Annotated in this window: 15 protein-coding genes; 5 read left to right on the plus strand and 10 right to left on the minus strand. The window is 38.5% G+C overall.

Annotation, left to right across the window (positions count from 1 at the left end):
• The first annotated feature begins 91 nt into the window (after window positions 1–91).
• Together ACFIL3_RS01785 and pncB are read left to right on the plus strand one after the other, a co-directional pair.
• Window positions 92–8,662: a GH36-type glycosyl hydrolase domain-containing protein gene (locus tag ACFIL3_RS01785; protein ID WP_375681789.1), complete on the plus strand. Its 8,571-nt coding sequence runs from the start codon at window positions 92–94 to the stop codon at window positions 8,660–8,662.
• A 132-nt stretch (window positions 8,663–8,794) separates the two neighbouring features.
• Window positions 8,795–10,099, plus strand: coding sequence for a nicotinate phosphoribosyltransferase (gene pncB, locus ACFIL3_RS01790; RefSeq protein WP_375611404.1), 1,305 nt, complete (start codon window positions 8,795–8,797; stop codon window positions 10,097–10,099).
• Window positions 10,100–11,562: 1,463 nt separating this feature from the next.
• Here pncB and ACFIL3_RS01795 read toward each other — a convergent pair.
• The 10 genes from ACFIL3_RS01795 to nth form a co-directional block, all read right to left on the minus strand.
• Window positions 11,563–11,949 carry a YbaN family protein gene (locus tag ACFIL3_RS01795; RefSeq protein WP_375611405.1) on the minus strand — a complete coding sequence of 129 codons (387 nt, stop codon included), beginning with the start codon at window positions 11,947–11,949 and terminating at the stop codon, window positions 11,563–11,565.
• Window positions 11,950–12,360: 411 nt separating this feature from the next.
• Complete coding sequence (locus tag ACFIL3_RS01800; RefSeq protein WP_273790250.1) at window positions 12,361–13,266, minus strand: metal ABC transporter permease; 906 nt, start codon at window positions 13,264–13,266, stop codon at window positions 12,361–12,363.
• Complete coding sequence (locus ACFIL3_RS01805) at window positions 13,263–14,129, minus strand: metal ABC transporter permease (protein WP_375611406.1); 867 nt, start codon at window positions 14,127–14,129, stop codon at window positions 13,263–13,265. Before ACFIL3_RS01805 ends, ACFIL3_RS01800 begins: the two co-directional genes overlap by 4 nt.
• Complete coding sequence (locus tag ACFIL3_RS01810) at window positions 14,126–14,956, minus strand: manganese/iron ABC transporter ATP-binding protein (RefSeq protein WP_375638161.1); 831 nt, start codon at window positions 14,954–14,956, stop codon at window positions 14,126–14,128. Before ACFIL3_RS01810 ends, ACFIL3_RS01805 begins: the two co-directional genes overlap by 4 nt.
• Window positions 14,953–15,861: a metal ABC transporter substrate-binding protein gene (locus tag ACFIL3_RS01815; RefSeq protein ID WP_375611408.1), complete on the minus strand. Its 909-nt coding sequence runs from the start codon at window positions 15,859–15,861 to the stop codon at window positions 14,953–14,955. Before ACFIL3_RS01815 ends, ACFIL3_RS01810 begins: the two co-directional genes overlap by 4 nt.
• 290 nt (window positions 15,862–16,151) lie before the next feature.
• The gene (gene pheT, locus ACFIL3_RS01820) at window positions 16,152–18,566 is read right to left on the minus strand and encodes a phenylalanine--tRNA ligase subunit beta (RefSeq protein ID WP_375681790.1); all 2,415 of its coding nucleotides are present in this window, start codon (window positions 18,564–18,566) and stop codon (window positions 16,152–16,154) included.
• A gap of 32 nt (window positions 18,567–18,598) precedes the next feature.
• Window positions 18,599–19,681, minus strand: coding sequence for a phenylalanine--tRNA ligase subunit alpha (gene pheS, locus ACFIL3_RS01825; RefSeq protein ID WP_375681791.1), 1,083 nt, complete (start codon window positions 19,679–19,681; stop codon window positions 18,599–18,601).
• Window positions 19,682–19,775: 94 nt separating this feature from the next.
• Complete coding sequence (gene rplT, locus ACFIL3_RS01830; RefSeq protein WP_375635419.1) at window positions 19,776–20,177, minus strand: 50S ribosomal protein L20; 402 nt, start codon at window positions 20,175–20,177, stop codon at window positions 19,776–19,778.
• A gap of 33 nt (window positions 20,178–20,210) precedes the next feature.
• Entirely contained in the window at window positions 20,211–20,414 is a 204-nt protein-coding gene (gene rpmI, locus ACFIL3_RS01835) for a 50S ribosomal protein L35 (protein ID WP_183193590.1), read from the minus strand.
• A 155-nt stretch (window positions 20,415–20,569) separates the two neighbouring features.
• Entirely contained in the window at window positions 20,570–21,310 is a 741-nt protein-coding gene (gene nth, locus ACFIL3_RS01840) for an endonuclease III (protein WP_375681792.1), read from the minus strand.
• Window positions 21,311–21,429: 119 nt separating this feature from the next.
• Between nth and ACFIL3_RS01845 the strand changes: the two genes are divergently transcribed.
• The 3 genes from ACFIL3_RS01845 (at window position 21,430) to ilvD (ending at window position 24,760) form a co-directional block, all read left to right on the plus strand.
• Window positions 21,430–21,861 carry an Hsp20 family protein gene (locus ACFIL3_RS01845; protein WP_375612819.1) on the plus strand — a complete coding sequence of 144 codons (432 nt, stop codon included), beginning with the start codon at window positions 21,430–21,432 and terminating at the stop codon, window positions 21,859–21,861.
• A 26-nt stretch (window positions 21,862–21,887) separates the two neighbouring features.
• Window positions 21,888–22,139: a DUF1150 domain-containing protein gene (locus ACFIL3_RS01850; protein WP_012754519.1), complete on the plus strand. Its 252-nt coding sequence runs from the start codon at window positions 21,888–21,890 to the stop codon at window positions 22,137–22,139.
• Between the two features lie 782 nt (window positions 22,140–22,921).
• Window positions 22,922–24,760 carry a dihydroxy-acid dehydratase gene (ilvD, locus tag ACFIL3_RS01855; RefSeq protein WP_375611414.1) on the plus strand — a complete coding sequence of 613 codons (1,839 nt, stop codon included), beginning with the start codon at window positions 22,922–22,924 and terminating at the stop codon, window positions 24,758–24,760.
• Window positions 24,761–24,923: the final 163 nt, after the last annotated feature.

A 24,923-nucleotide genomic window follows, 5' to 3' on the forward strand; every position in this document is an offset into this window, starting at 1 on the left:
GTTTGTTTTTTGTCTAACAACGGTTCACTATTCAGATAAAATGCTTAAAATTTAAATAAAAAACAATGTAATTGAATAACAATGGGACACTATGACGTGCATAATACCTTTCATAAAGTGCTTTTTTTCTCAAAAAGAGAAAAAAGATCATTTTATTAATACGGATTTTCCTCTTCGTGCAATTTATAAGGTACAGGAAGATCTTTATAACTTAGGGCATGATATAGCTTCTGGTAAAGAAATTTTACTCCCTGAATATGAAGGAGTAGGAGATTTTCGCAAGAGATTGAATGAAAATGCTAAACTTATTCTTCATGCCTTTCATACCAGTGATTTTGCTGCTCGAAATGATGAAACCATCGCACCATCTGCTCAATGGCTCATTGATAATCATTACACCATTGATAAAACCATACAAAAGCTACGTCGTAATCTACCCAAGTCCTTCATAAAGCAACTTCCTCTTTCTACACACAAAGCCGGAATACCACGAATTTTTGCTTTAACTTGGCTTTATATTGCGCATACCGATAGCAGCTTTTCACAAGAAACACTCATGGCTATGACCAACGGATTTCAAGAAGTTTGTGCGCTCACAATTGGTGAATTGTGGGCTCTTCCTTCAGTTATGCAAATGCTGCTCATTGAAAATGGCCGTCGTCTTTCAGTACGTATCGAAAAAGCGCGACATATGCGCCATCTTGCTAGTCAAGTAGCTGATAAAATTTCTCTTTTAGAAAATAAAACAAATCTACACTCTCTTTTTACGCAGTATAAACCATTTACTGTTGATCCAACTTTTTCAGCACATTTATTCTATCGCCTGCGCAGTGCATCTGTCGATTCAACCGTAGCATTAACTTGGCTTGAAAAGCAATTGAAAAGCCAAGGCAGTAGCTTAGAGATTGCAACAGCTGATGAACATACCCGACAAGCAGCAGATGGTGTGACCATGGGAAATATTATCTGTTCTCTTAAAGCTATAGATGATGTTGATTGGACAGCATGGTTTGAAACAGTGAGTTGTGTCGATTCTATTTTGCGTAAAAATAGTGATTTTTCTGAAATTGATGCTCACTCACGCAATATTTATCGACAAGTCATTGAAAAAGTTTCTCGCTTTTCGCCTCTTAGTGAACTGGAAGTTGCACATAAAGTTGTAGAAATGGCAAATTCCACTTCTAAAGATATGCCTCATCATTCTTGTGTGGGGTGGTACCTTGTTGATGATGGTCGTGGCATATTTGAAAAGGCTTGTGGGTATATTCCGCCCTTTCTCATAAAATGGACACGCGCTTCCTGTTGCTCAAAATTGAGAGTCATCGCCGTTCCTGTCTCTCTTCTGACGCTTGCTCTTTTGCTGGTAATTTACGCCCTTTTACAGCTATCTGGCATGACACAATGGATGTCTTTTTGCTTTACTGGATTGGCGCTTTTTCCTGCTATCGATGCTGCTTTTGCTTTATTTAACACTGTTGTTTCGTGGTTTGTCCCATCAAAACAACTCATTGGTTATGAATATAAAGAAGGTATTCCAAAACATGCACGGACAATGGTTGTTGTACCTACTTTGATGACATCACGCGCTGACATTGATGAACAAGTGCGCAATCTTGAAGTGCACTATCTTTCCAATCCTAAAGGTGCCATTCATTTTGCACTCATTACAGATTGGGTGGATGCTCCATTGAGAGAAACGCAAGATGATCTTGATTTATTGCACTATGCGCAAAAGAGTATTGATAAACTCAATAGTCGTTATCATCGTGATGAACTTCCGCTTTTCTTCCTTTTACATCGCCGACGCCTTTATAATACAAGCGAAAAATGTTGGATGGGATGGGAACGAAAGCGAGGAAAACTTCATGAACTTAATCGGCTCTTAAGAGGCGATAAAAATACAAGCTTTTATCCTCCCAATCCACATCTTCCCATGGATTGCCGTTTTGTTATGACGCTGGATTGTGATACACGTCTTACTCCAGAGAGCGTCGCGAAACTTGTTGGAAAGCTTAACCATCCACTCAATTATCCCGTTTTTGATCCACAAAGTGGAAAGGTTGTAAAGGGCTATAGCATTTTACAACCACGCATTATTCCTTCTCTTACAACAGGAAAAAAAACATCAATTCTCCAACGGGTTTTTTCTATAAACCGTGGCATTGATCCTTATGTTTTTGCTGTTTCTGATACTTATCAAGATCTTTTAGGAGAAGGCACCTTTATCGGTAAAGGTCTTTATAATATTGATGCATTTGAACAAGCGCTTGATGGCAAAATTAAAGAAAATACTATTCTTAGCCATGATCTCTTAGAGGGAGGTTATGCTCGTACTGCTCTGGTAAGTAGCATAGAAGTCATTGAAGACTATCCAACCGCTTACAATATTGATGTTATGCGTTATCATCGTTGGGTCCGCGGTGATTGGCAGCTTTTGCCTTATCTTTTTCCCCACCGTCAAATAAGTTCCGTGACGCGTTGGAAAATGCAGGATAATTTACGTCGTTCTCTCACGCCACTTATGTGGTTAATCGCAGCATTTGCAGGATGGGCTTTTTTGTCTTTAAAGAGTGCAATCGTCTGGCAACTATTCTTGTTGTTTAGCTCCTTCATTTCACCCATTCTATGTGTATTAAAAACGCTTGTCTCATCCAATATAGATCATTCTTTGCGTGGACATTTTCAATTAATTTGGAACAAAATTGCTCTTACAAGCGCTGATATATTTCTTAAAACGACGTTTCTTGCTCATTCGGCGTATTTTATGACCGATGCGATTATTCGTACACTCTATCGTATGACGATTTCAAAACAGCATCTTCTTGAATGGAAAACTTCTGCCGCAACAAAATCAATACCCAATAGTTTGCGTTTCTATGTTTTTACAATGGCACCAGCATCGCTTATTGGTATTCTTACTATAGCACTCCCTCTTTTTTCTGATAGTTTTGCAAGCTTGGTTGCTTTGCCTTTTGGGATAGCATGGTTTTTTTCACCCTTCATTGCTTGGATTGTGAGTCAACCTTCAACCTTTCAAGATAGCCTTGATCTTTCTTCAAAAGATGAAAAAAAACTCCGTTCTATTGCACGTCGGACATGGCTTTATTATGCAACCTTTGTCAATGCACAAAACAACTATTTGCCTCCCGATAATTTTCAAGAAGATCCTGAACCTCTTGTTGCTCAACGTACATCGCCTACGAATATTGGGGTTTATCTCCTTTCTATTATTGCAGCACGTGATTTTGGCTGGATTGGTTTTGAAGAGACCATCACCCGTATTGAATGTACATTACGCTCTCTTACAAAAATGGAAAAGTTTCGTGGTCATCTCTATAATTGGTATGAAACGGATACACTCAGGCCTCTTTTACCTACTTATGTATCAACCGTTGATTCAGGAAATCTTGCCGGTCATTTGGTAACACTCTCTTCAGCCTTAAGTGAATGGGCTGAAAAACCTCATGTTTTTTTTCAAAGTGATCGAGAAGGCTTATCGGATGTTCTTGCTATTCTTGAAGAAACTGTCAGAGAAATTCCAGATCATCAACCCAGTTTACGCTCTTTACGCCAAAAAATCGAAGAAAACATCACTCGTTTTCATGATTCTGTCTTCACTTTTTTAGAACAAGAAAATACGGTCCCTTCTCACATCATAGATCTTTCACTTGCAGCCCACGATATTGTGCACTTAGTCGGTGAACTTGACCACAAAATTCAAACGATAGAATCTGCTCGTGCGCTTTCTTGGGCTAAATGCCTTATCGACACCTGTAACGCTTATCATCATGATGCGACTGCTCATTGTGATACTGAAAAATTACGTAAAAAACTAAACAGGCTGGCTATAATGGCACGGCAAATAGCCTTTGATATGAAATTTGACTTTTTAGAACAGCCTAAACGGCATCTCTTATCCATAGGATATCGTGTTCAAGAAAACAAACTCGATGAAAATTGTTATGACCTACTTGCTTCAGAAGCACGTCTTGCAAGCTTTTTTGCCATCGCAAAAGGAGATATAAAACTTAAACATTGGTTTCGTCTTGGTCGACTTCTCGTACCCATAGGTGGGAAAAGTGCACTCCTATCATGGTCTGGATCAATGTTCGAATATCTTATGCCATCTCTCGTAATGCATGAACCTTTAGGGTCTCTCCTAGATCAAACAAATCGATTGATTATTCGTTGTCAAATACAATATGCCCATAAACGGGAATTGCCATGGGGTATTTCAGAAGCCGCATTTAATGCTCGCGATCATTTAATGAATTACCAATACGCTCATTTTGGTGTTCCAAACCTCGGACTCCAACGTGGTCTTTCACGCAATGCTGTCATTGCTCCCTATGCCAGCCTTCTAGCGGCACAATATGTTCCTGCTTGCGCTGTCGCTAATTTAAAACGACTCCGTGATCTTGGAGCTTTAGGAACATATGGTTATTATGACTCTGTTGATTTTACTCCAACACGCGTGAAAACAGGGGAAAAATACGCCATTGTACGCAATTATTATGCGCATCATCATGGCATGTCTATTCTTGCTCTTAACAATGTTATTTTTCAAGGGCGAATGCGTGATCGTTTTCACCGTGATCCCGTTATTGAAGCAACACAATTGCTCTTACAGGAAAGAGCGCCTCATCTCATTCCTATTATTCATACCAAAGCTGTTAATCGTATGCGCAATAAGTCTCAAGCATTTGACGCAGCCCCTTTGCGCATTATTACAAACCCGTTACTCAAACCACGAGCAACTTTACTTTTGTCTAATGGCTTTTATTCTACCATGTTAACAGCGAACGGTTCTGGTTACAGCCGTTGGCACGATTATGCGATTACGCGCTTTATTCCTGATGCAACAGAAGATCAACAAGGTACTTTATTCTTCTTACGTGATACGCATAGTGGACGGTGGTGGTCTGTTACTGGTGAGCCAACACGTGTTATTGAAGAAGACGCTGTCAGCATTTTTACAGATGAAAAGGCTGAATATACAAAAATGGTTGATGGTATTAAATCAACACTTGAATGTCTTATTACATCTGAAGGATGTGGCGAAGGGAGACGTATTCAACTGATGAATACGACAAATAAAGACCGACTCATTGAAGTGACTTCTTATGGTGAATTAGCGCTTGCCACGATGGATACAGACCAAGTTCATCCTGTTTTTTCCCGTATGTTTATAGAGACAGAAATTACTGAAGAAGGTAAAACAATTTTTGCCAAAAGGCGCAAACGCTCGCCTAGTGATCCTGAAATCTATGTTACCCATTTTGTTTCTAGTACAACAGATATTCTCCAAGAGACAGAAGCTGAAACAGATCGCTCTCTGTTTATTGGTCGGGGGCGATCCATTCATCGTCCTGCTGCATTTGACCAAAATGCTCGTTTCAGTAACAGTCAAGGTTGTGTTCTTGACCCTGTTATGTCATTGCGATGCCGTATAAAAATTCCAGCCCATGAAAAAGCAGAACTTATTTTTTGGACTTTTGCTGCTCATACAAAAGAAGCGCTAAATAATCATATTAAACATTATCGACAACCTGATATGTTTCAAAAAGAACTTTCAATGGCATGGACGCGCTCACAAGTCGCACTGTATCAGAGCGGAACCCAGCTTAAAGACGCTATTGTCTATCAAAAATATGCAACACCACTTATTTATCCAGAAAGAACGTGGCGTCTTCCTTCTGAAATATTAGCAAAAACGCTAGGAAAACAGTCTAATCTTTGGCCCATGTCTATCTCAGGAGACAATCCACTCTGTCTTCTTAGATTAAATAACGAGGGAAATATAACTGTACTGCGCGAGCTCCTTAAAGCACATGAATATTGGCGTATGCGTGGACTCATTGTTGATTTGGTCATTCTTAATGAACAAACATTTTCTTATATACAAAGTACACAACGCGCTCTTGAGTGGGTCTGTGAATCTTATTATCACCACACGCAAAAAGCAGATGAACGCCAACATATTTTCATGCTTCGACGCGATCAAATGAGTGAACAGAGTTTTAAAACGCTTCTTGCATCAGCGCGTATCGTTCTTGATGCCCAAAATGGCTCTTTATCTGAACAACTTAAACGACTTGATGAGAATGATTTTAATCTCACAGTTCGTAAAAATTATCAAGAACCTTATGATCAATTAGACTTGCCAAGATATAACGAAGGACAGCAATTTACAACACAAACTGAACAAAATCTTTTTTCTTCCATTGGTCTTATTAGCCAACAAAAACCATCCTCTTTTCTCCCAAATGGAGAAGATCTAAGATATTGGAATGGTTACGGTGGTTTTAATCAGCACAATCATTATGTAATACGTCTTCATGGACGTACCACTACACCGCATCCGTGGATTAATGTCATTGCTAATCACAGATTTGGTTTTCATGTCTCTGCTGAAGGTGCAATTTTTACTTGGGCTAACAATAGCCGCGATTATCAACTAACTCCTTGGGCGAATGATCCAACGTCTAACCGACCAGGAGAAGCTCTTTATCTGGTTGATCGCCAGTCTTTAAAACGTTTCTCACCCGTTTCTACTGTTGAATGTGACGAAAATATTGTCTATGAGGCGTGTCATGGGTTTGGATTCTCAACTTTTAAATCAACACATTCAGAAATCGCATTAGAACTGACTCATACACTTGATCCCGAAAAACCTATTCGCTTTTCACGTCTTATCCTTACGAATGAAGGGAAAAAACCACGCAGTTTACGCCTTTATAATTATGTTGAATGGGTTTTGGGAAATGTCCGTACAAAATATGCCCCCTTTATTGTTTCCTCTTATGAGACAAGATGGGGTGCACATTTTATTCAAAATCCCTATCACATCGAGAAATCTCAACAAGTTACATTTTTATCAGCATCCGAAATGCCAACCAGCACGACGACCAATCGCGCTGAATTTATTGGTGCAACGGGAACCGTAACACGTCCAAATGCGATCCGTAAAGCCGCTGCTCTTTCAAATACCATTGAAGCAGGATGTGATCCTTGTTCAGCATTCGCCTATGATATTGATCTTCAACCAGGGCAAACAAAAGAAATCATCTTCTATCTTGGCAGTGCTGAAAATAGGCAAGAAGCTGAAAAATTACTCAATCAAGTACGTGCAAGTGATTTTGAAATTCAGCTCACAAAACAAAAACAGCAATGGAGTGATTTTGTTTCTCCTTTCCAAGTCAAAACACCTGATGCTTCTTTTAATCTTATGGTCAACCATTGGCTTCCTTATCAAATCTACGCATGCCGCATCATGGCACGCGCAGGCTTTTACCAAGCGAGTGGTGCATTTGGTTTTCGTGACCAGTTACAAGATAGCTTGTCTTTGTTATTGCTGGAACCACAATTAGCACGTGAACAATTGTTAAATGCAGCAGCGCACCAATTTCTTGAAGGTGATGTGCAACATTGGTGGTTGCCTGACACAAATGCTGGTGTTCGTACATACATTTCTGATGATATCGTTTGGCTTGCATATGCAACAGCTCTTTATGTCACTACCACTGGTGATGACGCTTTTCTTGATACGCTCATTCCTTTTATTGAAGGGGATGTTCTCAAAAGTGGGCAACAGGATGCTTATTTTCAACCCACCCAATCCCCAAAGGTTGCAACAGTTTATGAACATTGTGTTTTAGCTTTAGACCTTGCCATTAAACGCTGCGGACCACATGGTCTCCCTCTTATTTTAGGTGGGGATTGGAATGATGGCATGAATTTGGTCGGTGTGGAAGGAAAAGGCGAAAGCATTTGGTTAGGATGGTTTCTTGGGTACACATTACAAGCATTTATCTCTTTAGCCAAAAAACGTGGTGACAATAGCCATATGCAAATATGGAGTACGTACCTTGAACATTTAACAAAATCCCTAGAGAAAAATGGTTGGGATGGTGCTTGGTATCGACGTGGTTATTTTGATGATGGAACACCTCTTGGCTCTAAAATCAATGATGAATGTCAAATTGATACCATTGCTCAATCTTGGGCTGTCATTTCTCAAATGGCATCGCCTGAACGTCAAAAACAAGCAATGACATCAATGTTGGAACATCTCTATGATAAAAAAGGCGGACTCATTCGCCTTTTTTGGCCGCCTTTTGATAAAAGTACGCTCGAGCCTGGTTATATAAAAGGTTATCCTCCAGGAATTCGAGAAAATGGTGGTCAATACACGCATGGTGCCATTTGGAGTATTTTTGCGTTGGCTGAAATGGAACAAAACGATAAAGCTTATGCTTTATTTTCTATGATAAACCCAATTACCCATGGACAAGATCCTGAAATTTATCGTGTTGAACCTTATGTAATGGTCGCAGATATTTATGCTGTTGAACCACGATGTGGTCAAGGCGGTTGGACTTGGTATACAGGTTCAGCCGGTTGGTTTTATCGCGCCGCAACACAAGCTATTCTTGGAATACAGCGTCAGGGAGACCTATTGTTTTTGCAGCCACATTTACCCTCTATTTGGCCAAAATATGAAGCAACAATGAAGTTTTATGATGCCGTTTATTGCATTAAAGTAAAATGGGGACCTAAAAATATGCTCTATATTAATAGCAAAGAATATACCGAAGTTCATATAGGGATAAAGTTACAAAAAACAGGTCAGCATGAAATTATACGTATTGTCAAATCTTAAAGATTAAAGATGAAAAAAGAGAGCAGACTTTTTATTCTTGTCCAAAACTGTAGAGTTGTTATATTGCACCGCCTATATTAGCCGTGTTGGTGCATAATATTTTAGATTTTATGAAAATGAAAGAAAAAGGTTATGAATCATCCGGATATTGCTAGACGTGTTTACAATCACACTTGGAAACTTGATCCCATTATTCGGTCACTTCTTGATACGGATTTTTATAAGCTTCTAATGGTGCAGATGATTTGGGGGTTATATCCTAATGTTAATGTTACTTTTTCCCTCATAAATCGCTCTAAAACAATACGTCTTGCCGACGATATTGATGAGAGTGAATTGCGTGCCCAACTTGATCATGCTCTTAGTTTGCGCTTTACAAAAAAAGAAATGATTTGGCTTGCTGGTAATACATTTTATGGACGCAAACAAATTTTTGAACCGGATTTTCTTCAGTGGCTTGAGAATTTTCAACTTCCAGAATATGAACTCACCCGCAAAGATGGCCAATATATCCTTCATTTTCATGGACCCTGGGCCCATAGTTCCATGTGGGAAATTCCTGCCCTTGCTATTATTAGTGAATTACGTTCACGTGCTGCTCTCAAAAAACTAGATCGTTTTGCTCTTGATGTACTTTATGCGCGTGCTAAAGCAAAAATGTGGAGTAAAGTTGAACGTCTCAAAAAATTGCCTGATATTAAAATATCTGACTTTGGGACAAGGCGTCGCCATTCTTTTTTATGGCAGCGCTGGTGTGTGGAAGCATTAAAAGAAGGCATTGGTCATTCTTTTACTGGAACTTCTAATGTTCTTCTTGCCATGGATACGGATTTAGAAGCTCTTGGAACCAATGCACACGAATTGCCTATGGTTATTGCGGCTCTCAGCAACAATGATGATGAATTACGCAGAGCTCCGTATCAAGTCTTGCAAGATTGGAATCGTTATTATGGTGGAAATCTTCTCATTGTATTACCTGATACCTTTGGTACAGAAGAATTTTTACGCAATGCACCAGATTGGGTCGCTGATTGGACGGGTTTCAGACCCGATAGTGCGCCTCCTATTGAAGGTGGTGAACGTATTATTCAATGGTGGAAAGAAAAAGGAAAAGATCCACGCAAAAAACTTTTAATTTTTTCTGATGCTCTTGATGTCAATACAATTGAAAAAACCTATCATCATTTCCATGGTAAAGTGCGCATGAGTTTTGGATGGGGCACGGATCTTACCAATGATTTTACAGGCTGTGCACCTCAGGAAATCGAAACTCTTGATGCTCTTTCCCTTGTTTGTAAGGTGACCTATGCCAATGGTCGACCAGCCGTAAAACTTTCAGATAATCCTGAAAAAACGATTGGTGATTCAAAAGAAGTACAACGTTATCTCAATTTTTTTGGTAATAAAAAACGAATTGCTAGACCTATAAAGACATAGTTTCCGGTTCTTTAAAACAAGTATATTGATCCATCATATTGTTTATAAGATTGATTTTTGTCCTACCCTAAGGACGAGGATTCTTAACCTTTGCTGGTCTGTAAACAGTTCGGCTGTTTTTGAGCAGATTCTACTTGGCCTACCACGCATACGCTTCACTTACATAAGGCGCGATAGATAAGACTTAAAAATATTTACGACGCATTAAAAAAATACTTAACGGGCCAAGGAAGTTTAGCCAAGAAGATTTTCTCATTTTAACCCTGTTAAATCAAGCACACTCATCTCCTTGCATGTATGAAGGTTTTCAAGTTCTAAGGGTTATTGTTGTAGTTTGACAGTAGGTTTTATACTAAGTGGGAAGAGGTTGGATTAAGTAGGAATACGTGGTAATTTGTTGTTTTTATGTACAATTTTGACCATTCAATGCGCGTTTTATCAAAATAGATTTTGACACCTAAAATTGCAAAAATTACCGAAAATCAGAAAAAAGTGCGTTTCCATAAATAAAAATGAGAAAAGGCTTTCAAAACCCTTTGAGAACATCTTTAAACTCTTTGAAAAAATAAATTGGTACAAAATCTAGTGTCAAAATATACAAAACCAGATGACAAGCTATAATTGTAGCATTAGGAATTACTAAGGCAAAATTGGAGGATGACAAATAGCATGGTGACTATTGGTGTGCATTTTGAAAGGCAAGGATGATGGTGCTCAAATAGATTTTATACACGTTACAATGAGATTTTACTTTATCCATGTATGGTCTGCTATTATGAAATGAGTAAAGTGTTGGGAGATGTTTCATTAAAATAAATGTGTAAATAACATGATTTGGGAGACCTTTTGTTTTACGTGAGGGGCATGACTTTATTAAAAACAGAGAATGCAATAATATTTTTATTTCGAATAAGCTTTATACAAAGACAGAGAAATTATTTATTCGCATATTATAATAAGAATGCGTGTATATATAAAACCATTTGAAAAACTCTGTTGTTTCTTATGAATTATTCTTAAGTTAATAACAGATGTAACATTAAAGATTGATATAATAGACCGGCTTCTTAACTGTATAAGTATAAAAATGATGGTGTTTAGTAAGCTTTGTATTATATCCTCATTAAGAGATATGAAAACAAACGAAATGTCTTTTAGAAAGAAATGACTATCATATCAATGACTTTTTAATGATGTATATGTAGAGATTCATACAAACATGCTTTACAAAAATAATGACTCTCTTCCATGAATGTGATTTATCATTGTTTACCAAGTGAGAACATTTTGAGTGTTCATAAAAATTATTTCACAAACATATTATTAATTAATTGCGTTCAAAAAGCTTGCTATTTCATATGCATTTTGGAAATGGAGAGCTTATATTCAAAACTTAAAAGTTCTCATAGTTTTTACAAATAAGTTGAAGCTAAAAAGAGTATCCCATAAAGCCTTTTTTATCATTAGGAAGATGGACGTGTTACAATATAAATGGCAATCAGCAATAATATAACCGCAACAAGTAAAGAAATCCACAAAGGAGGGTGTAGCATTACAAAAAAGGATAAAAATCCTCCTGTCATACTCATCATTGCAAAAACTTTAACGAATGGAGAGATTGCTTTTTTTTCTTCCCATCGCTTAATAGGGGGACCAAAAATACGATGATTATTCAACCATTGATGAAAACGTGGAGAAGAACGCGTAAAACACCATGAGGCAACCAATAAAAAAGGCACAGTTGGCATAATAGGTAATACGACACCGATAATACCTAATATAACCATCGCCCACCCTGCTATATAATAGCAGATACGTAAAGGGTGCGATATCTTCAAATCTTTTTTCATTTTCTCGTACTATTTTCCTCTACGCAAAACCCTATACAAAAACATTGTATCTGTTTTTTTCTGTTTACATGTCTGAGTGTACAATTACGCTCTACCCCTTCATGCGTAAGTGTCTTTGCTGTTATAAGTTCCTTGAAAATACCGAATAGCTTACACAATATTATAATCATTTTAAATGATTTCAAGAAAAGAGGAGAGATTTTAGAAAAACAAAAAAATAAAAAGGCTGCAGAAAAAATCAATGCAGCCTCTTAATTAAGAATGCAGTGTTGGGGGGGGGGAGAAAATTTACTGCATTCACCTGCTAGATATTAGGAGGAAAAATAACCTAGCACCCCAAACTCTAATTAAAATAAAAATGAGAAACAATATATAAAAATGCATGGCTGATATGCATGAATTTTAACACTTTCAAGTCTCTTGAACTGTGTTTCGACGAAAGAAAATCATCATGAAAATAGCCATAAAAATCAACGTCAAGATCAACACAATTGTGGAAGCAGAATCAGAGCCGATAAATAAGCTGAGATAAATCCCTAAAAAACCAGAAAAAGCTGCAACAAGTATCGCGATCATTAACATAAAAGAAAACCGCTTTGTGACAAGATAGGCAATTGCTCCTGGTGCTATCAGTAAAGAAATAACGAGTACGATACCTACAGCTTTCAAAGCCGCAACAATTGTAAGAGAAATCATCGTTAGCAGGGTATAGTGGAGTAGAGATATTGGTAACCCCATTGCACGTCCTTGAACTGTGTCAAAAATATACAGCATAAAGTCGCGCCATTTTGCTGCTAAAATAAAAGTGACAACAGCAGAAATGATTGCCGTCTGCGTTATATCAAGCCAGTTAACACCCAAGAGATTACCAAATAGAATATGATTCAAATCTAAGCTACTATAAATAGACGTGGCTAAAACAAGCCCCAAACCAAACATTGAAGAAAAGACCACACCCATCACCGTGTCCTGTTTGATACGGCTATTGCTCCCTAAAAAACCCGTTAATAGTGCACACACCATTCCTGCAACAAAAGCACCGCAAGTAATCAAAGTCATTGTAATATTCTCTGGACGCATATGCTGAAACCAAGCAAATGGCAAAGAAGTTAAAAATGCGATTACCCATGGTGTTGTCATATAACCAACAACAACACCTGGAAAAACTGCATGAGAAATGGCATCGCCTAACAGCGCCCATCCTTTCAAAATAAGAAAACAGGAAAGCATCGCCATGGGAATAGAAAGAATCATGACAATAAGCATACCCTTAAGCATAAAAGAAAACTGAAATGGAAGCAGTAATTGATCAATCATGATAATATTACACCCTTTTTTGCCGCATTTATGCGTAAGCGCGCAGCAATAAACCCATGTTTAGGAGCAAAAATAAAAGCCAAAACAAATAAAGATGCTTGAAAAAGCACTACAACCCCCCCCGTTTGTGCATTCAAAAAATAACTCACATAAACACCCAAGACACTTGTGAAGGTTCCAATTACAACTGCAATAACCAAGATGTTCACGAAACGATCACTTAAAAGATAGGCCGTTGCCCCAGGTGTCACAACAAGACAAATGACTAAGAATGCTCCAACGGTTTGCATCGCAGCAACAGTACAAGCGGCAAGCAATGTGAAAAAGAGAATCTTTAAAAATTTTACGTTTAATCCAATGGCATGCGCATGCGTTTCATCAAATAATGACACAAGAAGATCTTTCCATTTCAAAAGCAATATAAGCAACGAAACAAAGCCGATAAAAGCCAATTGTAGAATATCTGTTGAACTCACTGCTAAAATATTTCCCAAAACAATCGTATCAATATTAACAGCCATTGGTTTTAATGATTTGAGAAACAACCCAAAGGCAAAAAAGGAAGAAAAAATGAGCCCAATAATGGTATCTTCTTTAAGCTTTGTCCGGTGGTTAAAAAAGAGCATTGCTGCTGCTGCAAGACCACCAGAAAAAAAAGCGCCGAGTGAAAAAGGTAACCCTAAAAGGTAAGCTCCTGCTACACCAGGAACAATCGAATGGGAAAGTGCATCACCAATCAATGACCAACCTTTTAACATCAAAAAAGCTGAAAGAAAGGCACAAACACACCCAACTAACCCAGAAACCCACATTGCATTCACCATATATTGATAGCTCAGTGGCTCAAGCAACCAAGAAATCATGCAACGTGCTCCACTCTTTCAATATCTTCACAAACGCTAGACTGCTTTCTTCCCATGAAAACATCATTTTTTTTTGTGGTTTGAAGATCAAAAATATGGTGATGCAAAGACCCTCCAAAAGTTTTCTCCAGATTTTCCTTTGTAAAGATTTTTTCTGTTAACCCAGAAGCTAAAACAGTACCTTTTATTAAAACTGTATGATCACAAAATTCGCGAACAGAACCCAAATTGTGAGTTGAAACCAAGATCACTGCTCCTTCTTTACGGAGATCTTGTAACAAAGCAATGATTTTATCTTCTGTTGTAACGTCAACCCCTGTAAACGGCTCATCTAATAAAATAGCTTTTGCTTTCTGTGCAAGCGCGCGCGCTAGGAAAACACGCTTTTTCTGTCCACCAGAAAGTTCTCCAATTTGGCGCTTGGCAAAAGCCAACATATCAACGCGTTCTAAGGCAATACGAACGGCCTCATAATCTTGTGTACGGGCATAGCGAAAGAAATTCATATGACCGTACCGCCCCATCAATACAACATCTTCAACCAAGACAGGAAAATTCCAATCAACATCTTCACTTTGAGGAACATAAGCAATAAGATTTTTTTTCAAAGCTATATCAACGGGCAAATCAAACATACGAATTTTTCCCTTTGAGGGGCGTACAAACCCCATAATCGCTTTAAATAACGTTGACTTACCGGATCCATTAACACCAACCAATGCCGTAATAGAACCCTTTGGACTTTCAAAATTCACTTCGCGTAAAGCTGTATGTCCATTACGATATGTTACCGTTACTCCTTGGGCAAAAATTCCACATTCCGTCATTGGTTTTTTACTCCCTCTACTAAAGCATTGCTAATACGCCCACTCGTGACACGTAATAAATCAATATAAGTGGGTACCTCACCATTTTTCTCACTTAAAGAATCAACATAAAGAACACCACCGTATTTAGCTCCTGTTTCTCTGGCAACCTGCTTAGCAGGCGCAGGGGAAATAGTGCTTTCAGAAAAAACTGCATGAATATTGTATTTGCGAACCATATCAATAACATGCTTGACCTGCTGTGGTGTTCCTTGTTGGTCAGCATTGATGGGCCATAAATAAAGTTCTTTTAGATCAAAATCACGCGCCAAATAGCTAAAAGCCCCCTCACTAGTCACAAGCCAACGTTTATCTTGCGGTACAGCTTCTAATTCAGCCCTAATTGGATCAATCGTTGCACGAATTTTCTGTTTATAAATTTCAGCATTCTGTTTATAAATTTCAGCATGTTCAGGATCATATTTTACAAAAGCATCGCGAATATTATCAACGTAAATCAAAGCAGAGGTCGGTGACATCCACGCATGAGGATTGGGTTTACCGCTAAAGGGGCCCTCACCAATTTTAATGGGTACAATACCTTTTGAAACAACAACACTTGGAACATCCTTGATATTTTGAAAAAACTTTTCAAACCAAAGCTCTAACTCTAAACCATTCCACAATACAAGGTTAGCTCCCTGAGCACGCATAAGATCGCGTGGGGTGGGTTGGTATTCATGAATTTCCGCACCTGGTTTTGTAATGGATTCAACATCAGCGGCATCACCTGCTACATTGCGTGCCATATCAGCAATGATAGTGAATGTCGTAACAGCTTTAAATTTACCAGCACACAAAGCAAAATTGGGTGTAAAAAAAATAACACTTCCAAAAACTATGGTGAAAAACGTTCTTACGTTCATTGATTCTCTCTTTCCTTTATATGCCTTCTTTTTATTGCAAATAATTTGCATTATCATTTAGCAATAGCAGTTATCTTTTACATTTGCAATGAAGGATTAAGAGAAAAAATAACTTTTCAAGATGTTTAAAAACAGTTTTTTCATATTGAAAAAACTGATGATTTAAGCAGCTTGTTTTGGTAATAAGATCCCCTTTCAAGAAGCTCTATAGCTCTTGAGTGCTAAACAAAAAGGGAGTACTCAAACAAGCTCCCACTTCATGTAAAATATCTCATAAAAAATGAGAATACTCAGTAGCGCAAATATGCACCTGTCATTTTGGTAACATTATCCACGATTTTTGAGGCAAGCTTTTCTAAATCTTCATCTGTTAGAGTCCGTTCTATGGGCTGAATAGTTACTTCAATTGCGACAGATTTTTTATCTTCACCAAAGCTTAAATCTTCAAAAATATCAAAAACCTGCACTGAATGAATAAGTTTTTTATCGGCTCCACCTGCCGCACGAATAATAAGAGAAGAGGCAACAGTTTTATCCGCTATAAAGGCAAAATCACGCCGCACCATTTGAAAAGGTGAGAGTTTCAAAGGAGGACGGCTTTTGGTCGTTTTTTTCTTTGATTCTGGAATTCGATCTAGAAAAATTTCAAAGCCGCATAAAGGGCCACTGACATCTAACTTTTCTAATGTAGCAGGATGAAAAACACCAAAAAAACCAAGAATAATCTTTGATCCAAGTTTTATGACACCTGAACGACCAGGATGATACCAATCCGGTGCTCCAACTTCAATCTGCACTTTCCCAACATCCATATCGCATGCTTCTAAAATAGCTAAAGCATCTGCTTTGGCATCAAAAACATCAACGACGGTTGCATTTCCATTCCAAAAACGCCCAGCCCCTTTAAATTGCTCTGTTCCGCGACGAATTCCACTAACAACACGGTGTTGTTTATCAGGGGTGTCGCCCTCATAAATACTTGAAACTTCAAACAAAGCAAGATCGGAAAAACCACGATCAGCATTTCTTTGTGCCGCCATAATCAAGCCAGGTAAAAGGGAAGGACGCATCATTGACATATCAGCAGCAATAGGATTAACTAATTTAAGCTCTTCTTGACCTCCTCCAAAAGCAAGAGCTTGATTTTCAGAAATAAAAGACCATGTCACCGCTTCTTTCATACCACGTTGCACTAGAGCCAAACGTGTAGCACGTGAACGAATTTGTGCGCATGTTAAAATTTGATCTTTTCCTTCTGCAAAGTTTTCCAAAGGAATAGGTTTAATTTTATCTAACCCATAAATTCTCATAACCTCTTCCACCAAATCGGCTTTACCCATAATATCAGGGCGCCATGATGGTACTTTTACCGTAACGACTTCTCCTTTTCCTTCAACAAAAAATCCAAGTTTTGTTAAAATAGAGATGACTTTTTCAGGTTCTATTTCCAAATTTGTTAAACGTTTAATTTCAGAAAAAGGAAAAGCGATTTGTTTGATTTCTTGTTGCTGATAGCCAACGATCTTCTTTTTAGATACTTCACCACCACAAAGACGTAAGACCAATTCTGTTGCAATCTCAAGTCCTGTTTCTATAAAAGCCGGGTCAACACCTCGTTCAAATCGATAACGTGCATCACTGATAAGACCTAATGCTCTTCCTGTTTGTGCAATGCTTCGCGCATCCCAAAGCGCCGATTCAATAATAACGCGATGTGTTGTTTCATCACAACTCGTTCTTTCTCCGCCCATGATACCGGCAATCGAAACAACCCCCTCGTCGTCTGCAATGACACAATTCTTAGGGCCCAGATGATAGATTTTTCCGTTCAGTGCTTGAAGCTGCTCTCCTTCACGCGCGCAACGTACACACAAATTACCTTTAATTTTATCTGCATCAAAAACATGGAGCGGACGACCAAGGTCAAAACTGATGTAATTGGTCATATCAACAAGCGCATTAATCGGTCTCAGACCAATTGCATTCAAACGCTGTTGCATCCACTGTGGTGATGCACCATTTTGAACATTGCGCACTTCACGCCAAGCAAAACCTAAACATAATGATGAATCTTGCGAAAAATCTAATGAAACATCGAGAGGTGTTTCAAAGGAAGGATCAAATTTTGACAAGGATAATTCTTTTAATTTTCCCATTCCAGCGGCAGCAAGATCACGTGCAATACCACGAACACCTGTGCAATCGGAACGATTAGGGGTCAAACCAATATCAATAACCGGATCATCTAAACCAGCATAAGCTGCAAATGAACCTCCAATAGGTGCATCTTCTGGAAGTTCAATAATCCCATCATGCTCATTTGATAATTCAAGCTCCGCTTGTGAACACATCATCCCAAAACTTTCAACACCTCGGATTTTTCCTACAGATAATGTTACATCAAGTCCTAGAATATAAGTGCCTGGTAGTGCCAGAACACCAACAAGACCTGCGCGTGCATTTGGTGCTCCACAGACAACTTGAACAGGTGTGGAAGTCCCTGTATCGACTGATAAAATTTGAAGTTTATCTGCATCAGGATGCTTTATTGCTGTTAAAACTTTTGCAATCACAAAACCTTTTAAAGAAGACCGATCATCAACGTAATCAACCTCAAGACCTATAGCGGTTAATTTTTCACAAATTTCATTCAAAGATGCATTTGTTTCTAAGTGATCTTTTAACCAGGACAATGTAAACTTCATTTTAAAACCTCACATGAAAGCGATGACTAAGATCACACATTTCTATTAGGAAAAAAAGCAGGCATATCAAAGCAACGAAAGCCATAATGGTCTAACCAACGCAGGTCAGCGTCAAAAAAAGCCCGCAAATCAGGCATACCGTATTTCAACATGGCAATACGATCAATGCCCATGCCCCATGCAAAACCTTGATATTCATCTGGATCTAAACCAACATTTTTCAACACCTGCGGATGCACCATTCCGCATCCTAAAATTTCCAACCAATCCTGTCCTTCTCCGAACTTTACTTCTGAACCAGAACGATCACATTGAATATCTACCTCCATAGATGGTTCGGTAAACGGGAAAAAAGAGGGACGAAAACGCATTTTTACAGAGGGAACTTCAAAAAATGCTTTACAAAAGGTTTCATGTAGCCACATCATATGGGCTATGGTGGAGGTTTTATCGATGACAAGACCTTCTACCTGATGGAACATGGGAGAATGTGTTGCATCCGAATCCATGCGGTAAGTTTTTCCAGGAATAATGATCCGTATCGGTGCTTTTTGTTTTTCTAGTGTACGAATTTGTACGGGTGATGTATGGGTTCGCAATAATTTTCGTTCTCCCATTTTATCAACATCAAAAAAGAAGGTATCATGCATTTCACGCGCTGGATGCCCTTCAGGAAAATTCAATGCTGTAAAATTATAATAATCTGTTTCAATATCAGGTCCCTCTGCAAGAGAAAAACCCAACTTTGTATAAATGGCAATAATTTCCTCAATCACTTGTGAAATAGGATGAATGCGTCCCCGTTCTATAGGTGAAGAGCGAACAGGCAAGGTAACATCAACTTTTTCACGAGAAAGACGGGCATCCATTGCCTGTCTTTTCAGAAGATCACGCTTTTGTGCCCATAATTCTAAAATGCGATTTTTTAATCTATTAAGAACTGGTCCAACTTTATGGCGCTCGCCAGCATCCATTTTTCCTAATTCTTTTAATTTTTCAGAGATACTACCTTTTTTACCCAATGCTGCAATACGCACTTCTTCAAGTGCTTGTTCATCACCTGCTGCCTCTAAGGCTAAACAAATTTCTTGTTCCAGACGCTCAATATCATTCATATTTTTGCCTATTTTTTAATAAAGAAAAACCCGCACTCGCAATAGCCAGCACGGGACCTCGAATAAATGAATGCTTTAAGAGAACACGACTGGCTTATTTGACAGCGCCTTCGAAAGCATTAGGTGTCGTATCTTTTAAATATTCTAAAGCTTTTTTTGCCGAAGCTACTAAAGCAGAAAATGCTTCTGCCTCATGGATTGCTATATCTGAAAGAACCTTACGATCAACCTCAATACCGGCTTTTGATAAGCCATCAATAAAACGTCCATAAGTTAAACCTTCTGCGCGAACAGCCGCATTAATTCTCTGAATCCACAAAGAACGGAAAGTACGTTTCCTATTTTTGCGATCACGATAAGCGTATTGCTTTGAACGATCAACCGCTGCTTTAGCTGCACGAATGGTATTTTTACGACGACCGTAAAAACCTTCAGCCTGTTTAAGAACTTTTTTGTGCTTAGCGTGTGCTGTCACACCTCTTTTCACACGAGCCATATTATAATCTCCTCAAAATCAAAAGCGTAAGGTTTAAATACCATTCGGCAAATAATGCTGAATGACTTTTTTAGCATCTTGTTCACACAAAACCATTGTTCCACGTGCATCGCGAATAAATTTATTCGAACGCTTAATCATGCCGTGGCGCTTACCGGCAGCTGCTACTTTAATTTTGCCTGACGCAGTGATTTTAAACCGCTTTTTAGCGGATGATTTGGTCTTCATCTTGGGCATTTTGCTACTCCGTACATTAATTTATTCAATCAAACATTTTATTCACTCAAGCGGACCAACGCTTGAACAAGCATTTAAACAGCCACGGCATGCCCTGCCGGGCGGCTCTTAAAGACGTTTTCATAAGCTAGTATACACAAAATAGCAAGACCGTATTACAAAAAAATCGGCGCTCCATTGTCTTGAAGCTCAACCAAAGGTGCTGGAATTGCATTTGTTTTGATGGCTGCTTTACATAAATCGGCAATAATGCATTGCGTACATTGTGGTTTACGGGCTTGACAAATATAGCGACCATGTAAAATCAGCCAATGATGCGCATGGCGAGTATAATGAACAGGTATAATCTTTAATAATTTTTTCTCAACAATTTCTGGTGTTTTTCCAGGCGCCAAACCAAGACGGTTGCTTAAGCGAAAAATATGTGTATCTACTGCCAATGTAGGCTGACCAAAAGCAACATTCAAGACCACATTAGCCGTTTTGCGCCCAACTCCAGGAAGGGCCATGAGTGCTTCACGCGTATCGGGTACTTGACCACCATATTGATTAATTAAACAGTTGCAAAGCGCATAAACATTACGTGCTTTTGCACGCCAAAGGCCAATTGAACGGATATGATTTGCTATTTCTTCTTCCCCTAATGCAACCATTTTTTCCGGTTGATCAGCAAGGAAAAATAATTCTTTTGTCGCTTTATTAACGCTTACATCTGTCGCTTGAGCCGAAAGCACAACGGCAACTAAAAGTGTAAAAGTATTTATATAGTTAAGATCACTCTTAGGTGTTGGGCGTTGCACAGAAAAACGGCGAAATATTTCCGCAATTTCATCTTTATTATACAATATACTAGATAAATTTCGCACCTTTGATAATTTTATGTTACTTTGAGGCATTGAACTCTCTTAAATCTTCTCTCTTGAAGTTATCATTCACGCTCGCCATATGAGAGGAGTGCAGCGAACACTTTTATAGAGTTGGTCAAGTAAAGCCGTTTTAAAGAGGATACTCATGAATGACACATGTGACGCCTTTCTCCAATCCTTTTCTTTTAGGGTTTGAAACCGTAGAAAAAATATTGCAACGTATCGGTAAAGCTGATGAGGCTTACCCAGCCTATAATATTGAACGTTTGCATAAAAGTGATGATGCAAATCATATCCGGATAACTTTGGCTGTTGCTGGATTTAAGATTAACCATCTTAATATTTTACTCGATGACAATCAATTGGTTATTCATGGTAAACAAACAGACAACCAAAATCATCAATATTTATATCGGGGTATAGCTGCGCGACAATTCCAGCGAACCTTTGTTCTCGCGGAAGGGATGCATGTTACAAATGCAGAGTTGAAAAATGGTCTTTTATCAATTAATCTGTATCAACCAAAATTAAAAAAAGAAATAAAACAGATTCCAATTAAAGTCAGTAGTGGTGAGTCATAAAAGTTAAGGCGTAAAGGAACAGTGAAATGGGAGAACACAAACAAAACTTGTCGTTTCAGAACACATCCTACTCTGATGCGGGACAGATTGCCTATTTAAAAAAAGTTTGTACAGATGATCTGGCTAAAAACTTTCCAGATCTTCCACCAATGACCCCAGGCATTACGATATGGGCTCTCTTTGGTGAAACAGGTTATCCTATCATTTTATCCGATGAGCGTTCTATCGCCCTTGCTGGAGCCAATGAGCATGAACTACAAATTGTAACTCTGCACTAGATTACCTTACGAGAAAAAGCTGTACTCTTTATAAATTCTATCTATTTTTTCGTAAAGGGTGTAATGTGAGTTATAATTAGATTAAGTATTGATTTATATTCATAATTAATTTTTTACAACTGGAATGAGAGTCCCGAATATCATAAGGTTCTCTCATTTGAGATCTTCTTATATTGAAACAATTAAAGTCACTTGCTTGATGTCATAAGCAGGGAGAGCCATGTGGATAAAAACACTTGAAGAAAGGAATAAAAATATCTCTTTTTAATTGTCTCAATTACCAAGGACGTTCACGATATGGGGATAAAAAAATGTATGATGGTGTCAGTATTGAAGAGTGTAAAAACAAAAGCATGAGATAATGCGTCATCATTATTTAAAAGATATTTTTATGAATGCGTTTGAAAGGTGTAAAGCTGAATTATAAGGAGATGATAGATTTTTATCACGATTTCTTTATATTCTTTCCAATTCCAGAAATTACGCAAACAGATAGATGCAATATGCTAACCAAATCTGGCATACAAAAATCTGGAACAGTTCGTGTCATACTGAAGCGTTTTGATATTTATCTCAAACGTGGACTTGCACAGGGATTAGATGTTGACTAACAGGTAATAAAAAACAAAGGCTTTATGAAAAAGTTTATGCAGAGCTTTTAATTTTGTGCTTCAAATGCCGCAGTACAAGGTATTTTTCTCTTTTGAATATTAAAGCTCTTGTTTTTATAATGAAGTTACAGCACAACAAGCAAAATGGAATTATTTGAGGGGAAAAAAATAATGCCTTCTTACCGTTCAAGAATATCAACCCACGGGCGTAATATGGCAGGAGCCCGCGGACTTTGGCGTGCAACAGGGATGAAAGATACTGATTTTGGTAAACCCATTATTGCGATTGCGAATTCTTTTACACAATTTGTACCAGGGCATGTTCATTTAAAAGATCTTGGGCAATTAGTCGCACAACAGATAGCAGTTGCCGGTGGTGTTGCGAAAGAATTTAATACCATTGCTGTAGATGATGGAATTGCGATGGGGCACGATGGAATGCTCTATTCGTTGCCCTCACGTGAAATCATTGCTGATTCTGTAGAGTATATGGTTAATGCACACTGTGCAGATGCACTTGTTTGTATTTCTAATTGTGACAAAATTACACCTGGTATGTTAATGGCTGCTTTACGGTTGAATATTCCGACAATCTTTGTTTCAGGCGGTCCTATGGAAGCAGGTAAGATTAAATGGAAGGATCAAGATCTAACGGTTGATTTGGTCGATGCCATGGTTGCAGCAGCTTCAGAACAAAATTCAGAAGAAGAAGTTGCTGAAATGGAGCGTGCTGCTTGTCCTACATGTGGTTCTTGTTCAGGAATGTTTACGGCCAATTCTATGAATTGCTTAACGGAAGCATTGGGGCTTTCTCTTCCCGGAAATGGATCAATGTTAGCAACACATGCAGATCGACGAATGCTTTTTGAAGAAGCTGGAAAACAGATTGTTGCATTGGTTAAACGTTATTATGAAGAAGATGATGAAACAGTTTTGCCGCGCTCTATTGCTTCACGCAAGGCTTTTGAAAATGCAATGACCGTTGATATTGCCATGGGGGGATCAACCAATACAGTACTGCATCTTTTAGCTGCAGCGCAAGAAGGTGAGGTGGATTTTACCATGACGGATATTGATCATCTTTCACGTTGTGTTCCTGTTTTATGTAAGGTTGCTCCTGCTGTTGCAAATGTACATATGGAAGATGTTCATCGCGCTGGTGGTATTATGGGGCTTTTAGGTGAACTGGATGCGGCAGGACTCATTGATACATCAACTTATACGGTTCACGCAAAAACAATGAAAGAAGCTCTTTACCGCTGGGATGTAAAGCAAACTAATGAGCCAACAGTTCATGCATTTTATCGTGCCGCTCCAGGTGGTATTCCAACACAGACAGCTTTTAGTCAATCTTGTCGCTATGAGACCCTTGACCTTGATCGTGAAAAAGGTGTGATTCGCGATAGGGAACACGCATATTCACAAGATGGGGGATTGGCAGTTCTTTATGGAAATCTTGCAAAAGATGGCTGCATTGTAAAAACAGCAGGCGTTGATCAATCAATTTTAACTTTTAAAGGTCCGGCAAGAATTTTTGAAAGCCAAGATTCAGCTGTTTCAGCTATATTAACTGATAAGATTAAAACAGGTGAAATTGTTTTAATCCGTTATGAAGGCCCACGTGGTGGACCTGGAATGCAAGAAATGCTTTATCCAACGAGTTATCTCAAATCTAAAGGATTAGGCAAGGTTTGTGCACTTGTTACAGATGGACGTTTTTCAGGGGGAAGTTCAGGGCTCTCAATAGGACATATTTCACCAGAAGCTGCTGAAGGAGGAGAAATTGCGTTGGTGGAAGAGGGGGATATCATAGAAATTGATATTCCAAATCGTAGAATTCATATGTTGGTGGATGACGTTGAGATGAAGCAGCGCCGTTCTAAGATGGAAGCAAAAGGAAAAGGCGCTTGGCAACCGATTGAGAAGCGTCAGCGTAAAGTTTCAAAGGCTCTCAAAGCCTATGCAGCGATGACCACATCTGCTGCAAAGGGTGCAGTACGTAATATTTGATGAGTTGAATAGAGATAGTGCTCTGATTTTTTGCATCTTTTGCACGATATTCTAAGCTAATTATTTTATGAGTTTATGAACTTATCAGAATATTTCGAGTCATGATGAGTATGATTAAAAAGCTATCAATACAACTAAAAACTGCGGTAGATTGCTTATTTTA

This window comes from Bartonella sp. CE47NXGY, from assembly GCF_042195415.1.
Taxonomy (GTDB): Bacteria; Pseudomonadota; Alphaproteobacteria; order Rhizobiales; family Rhizobiaceae; genus Bartonella.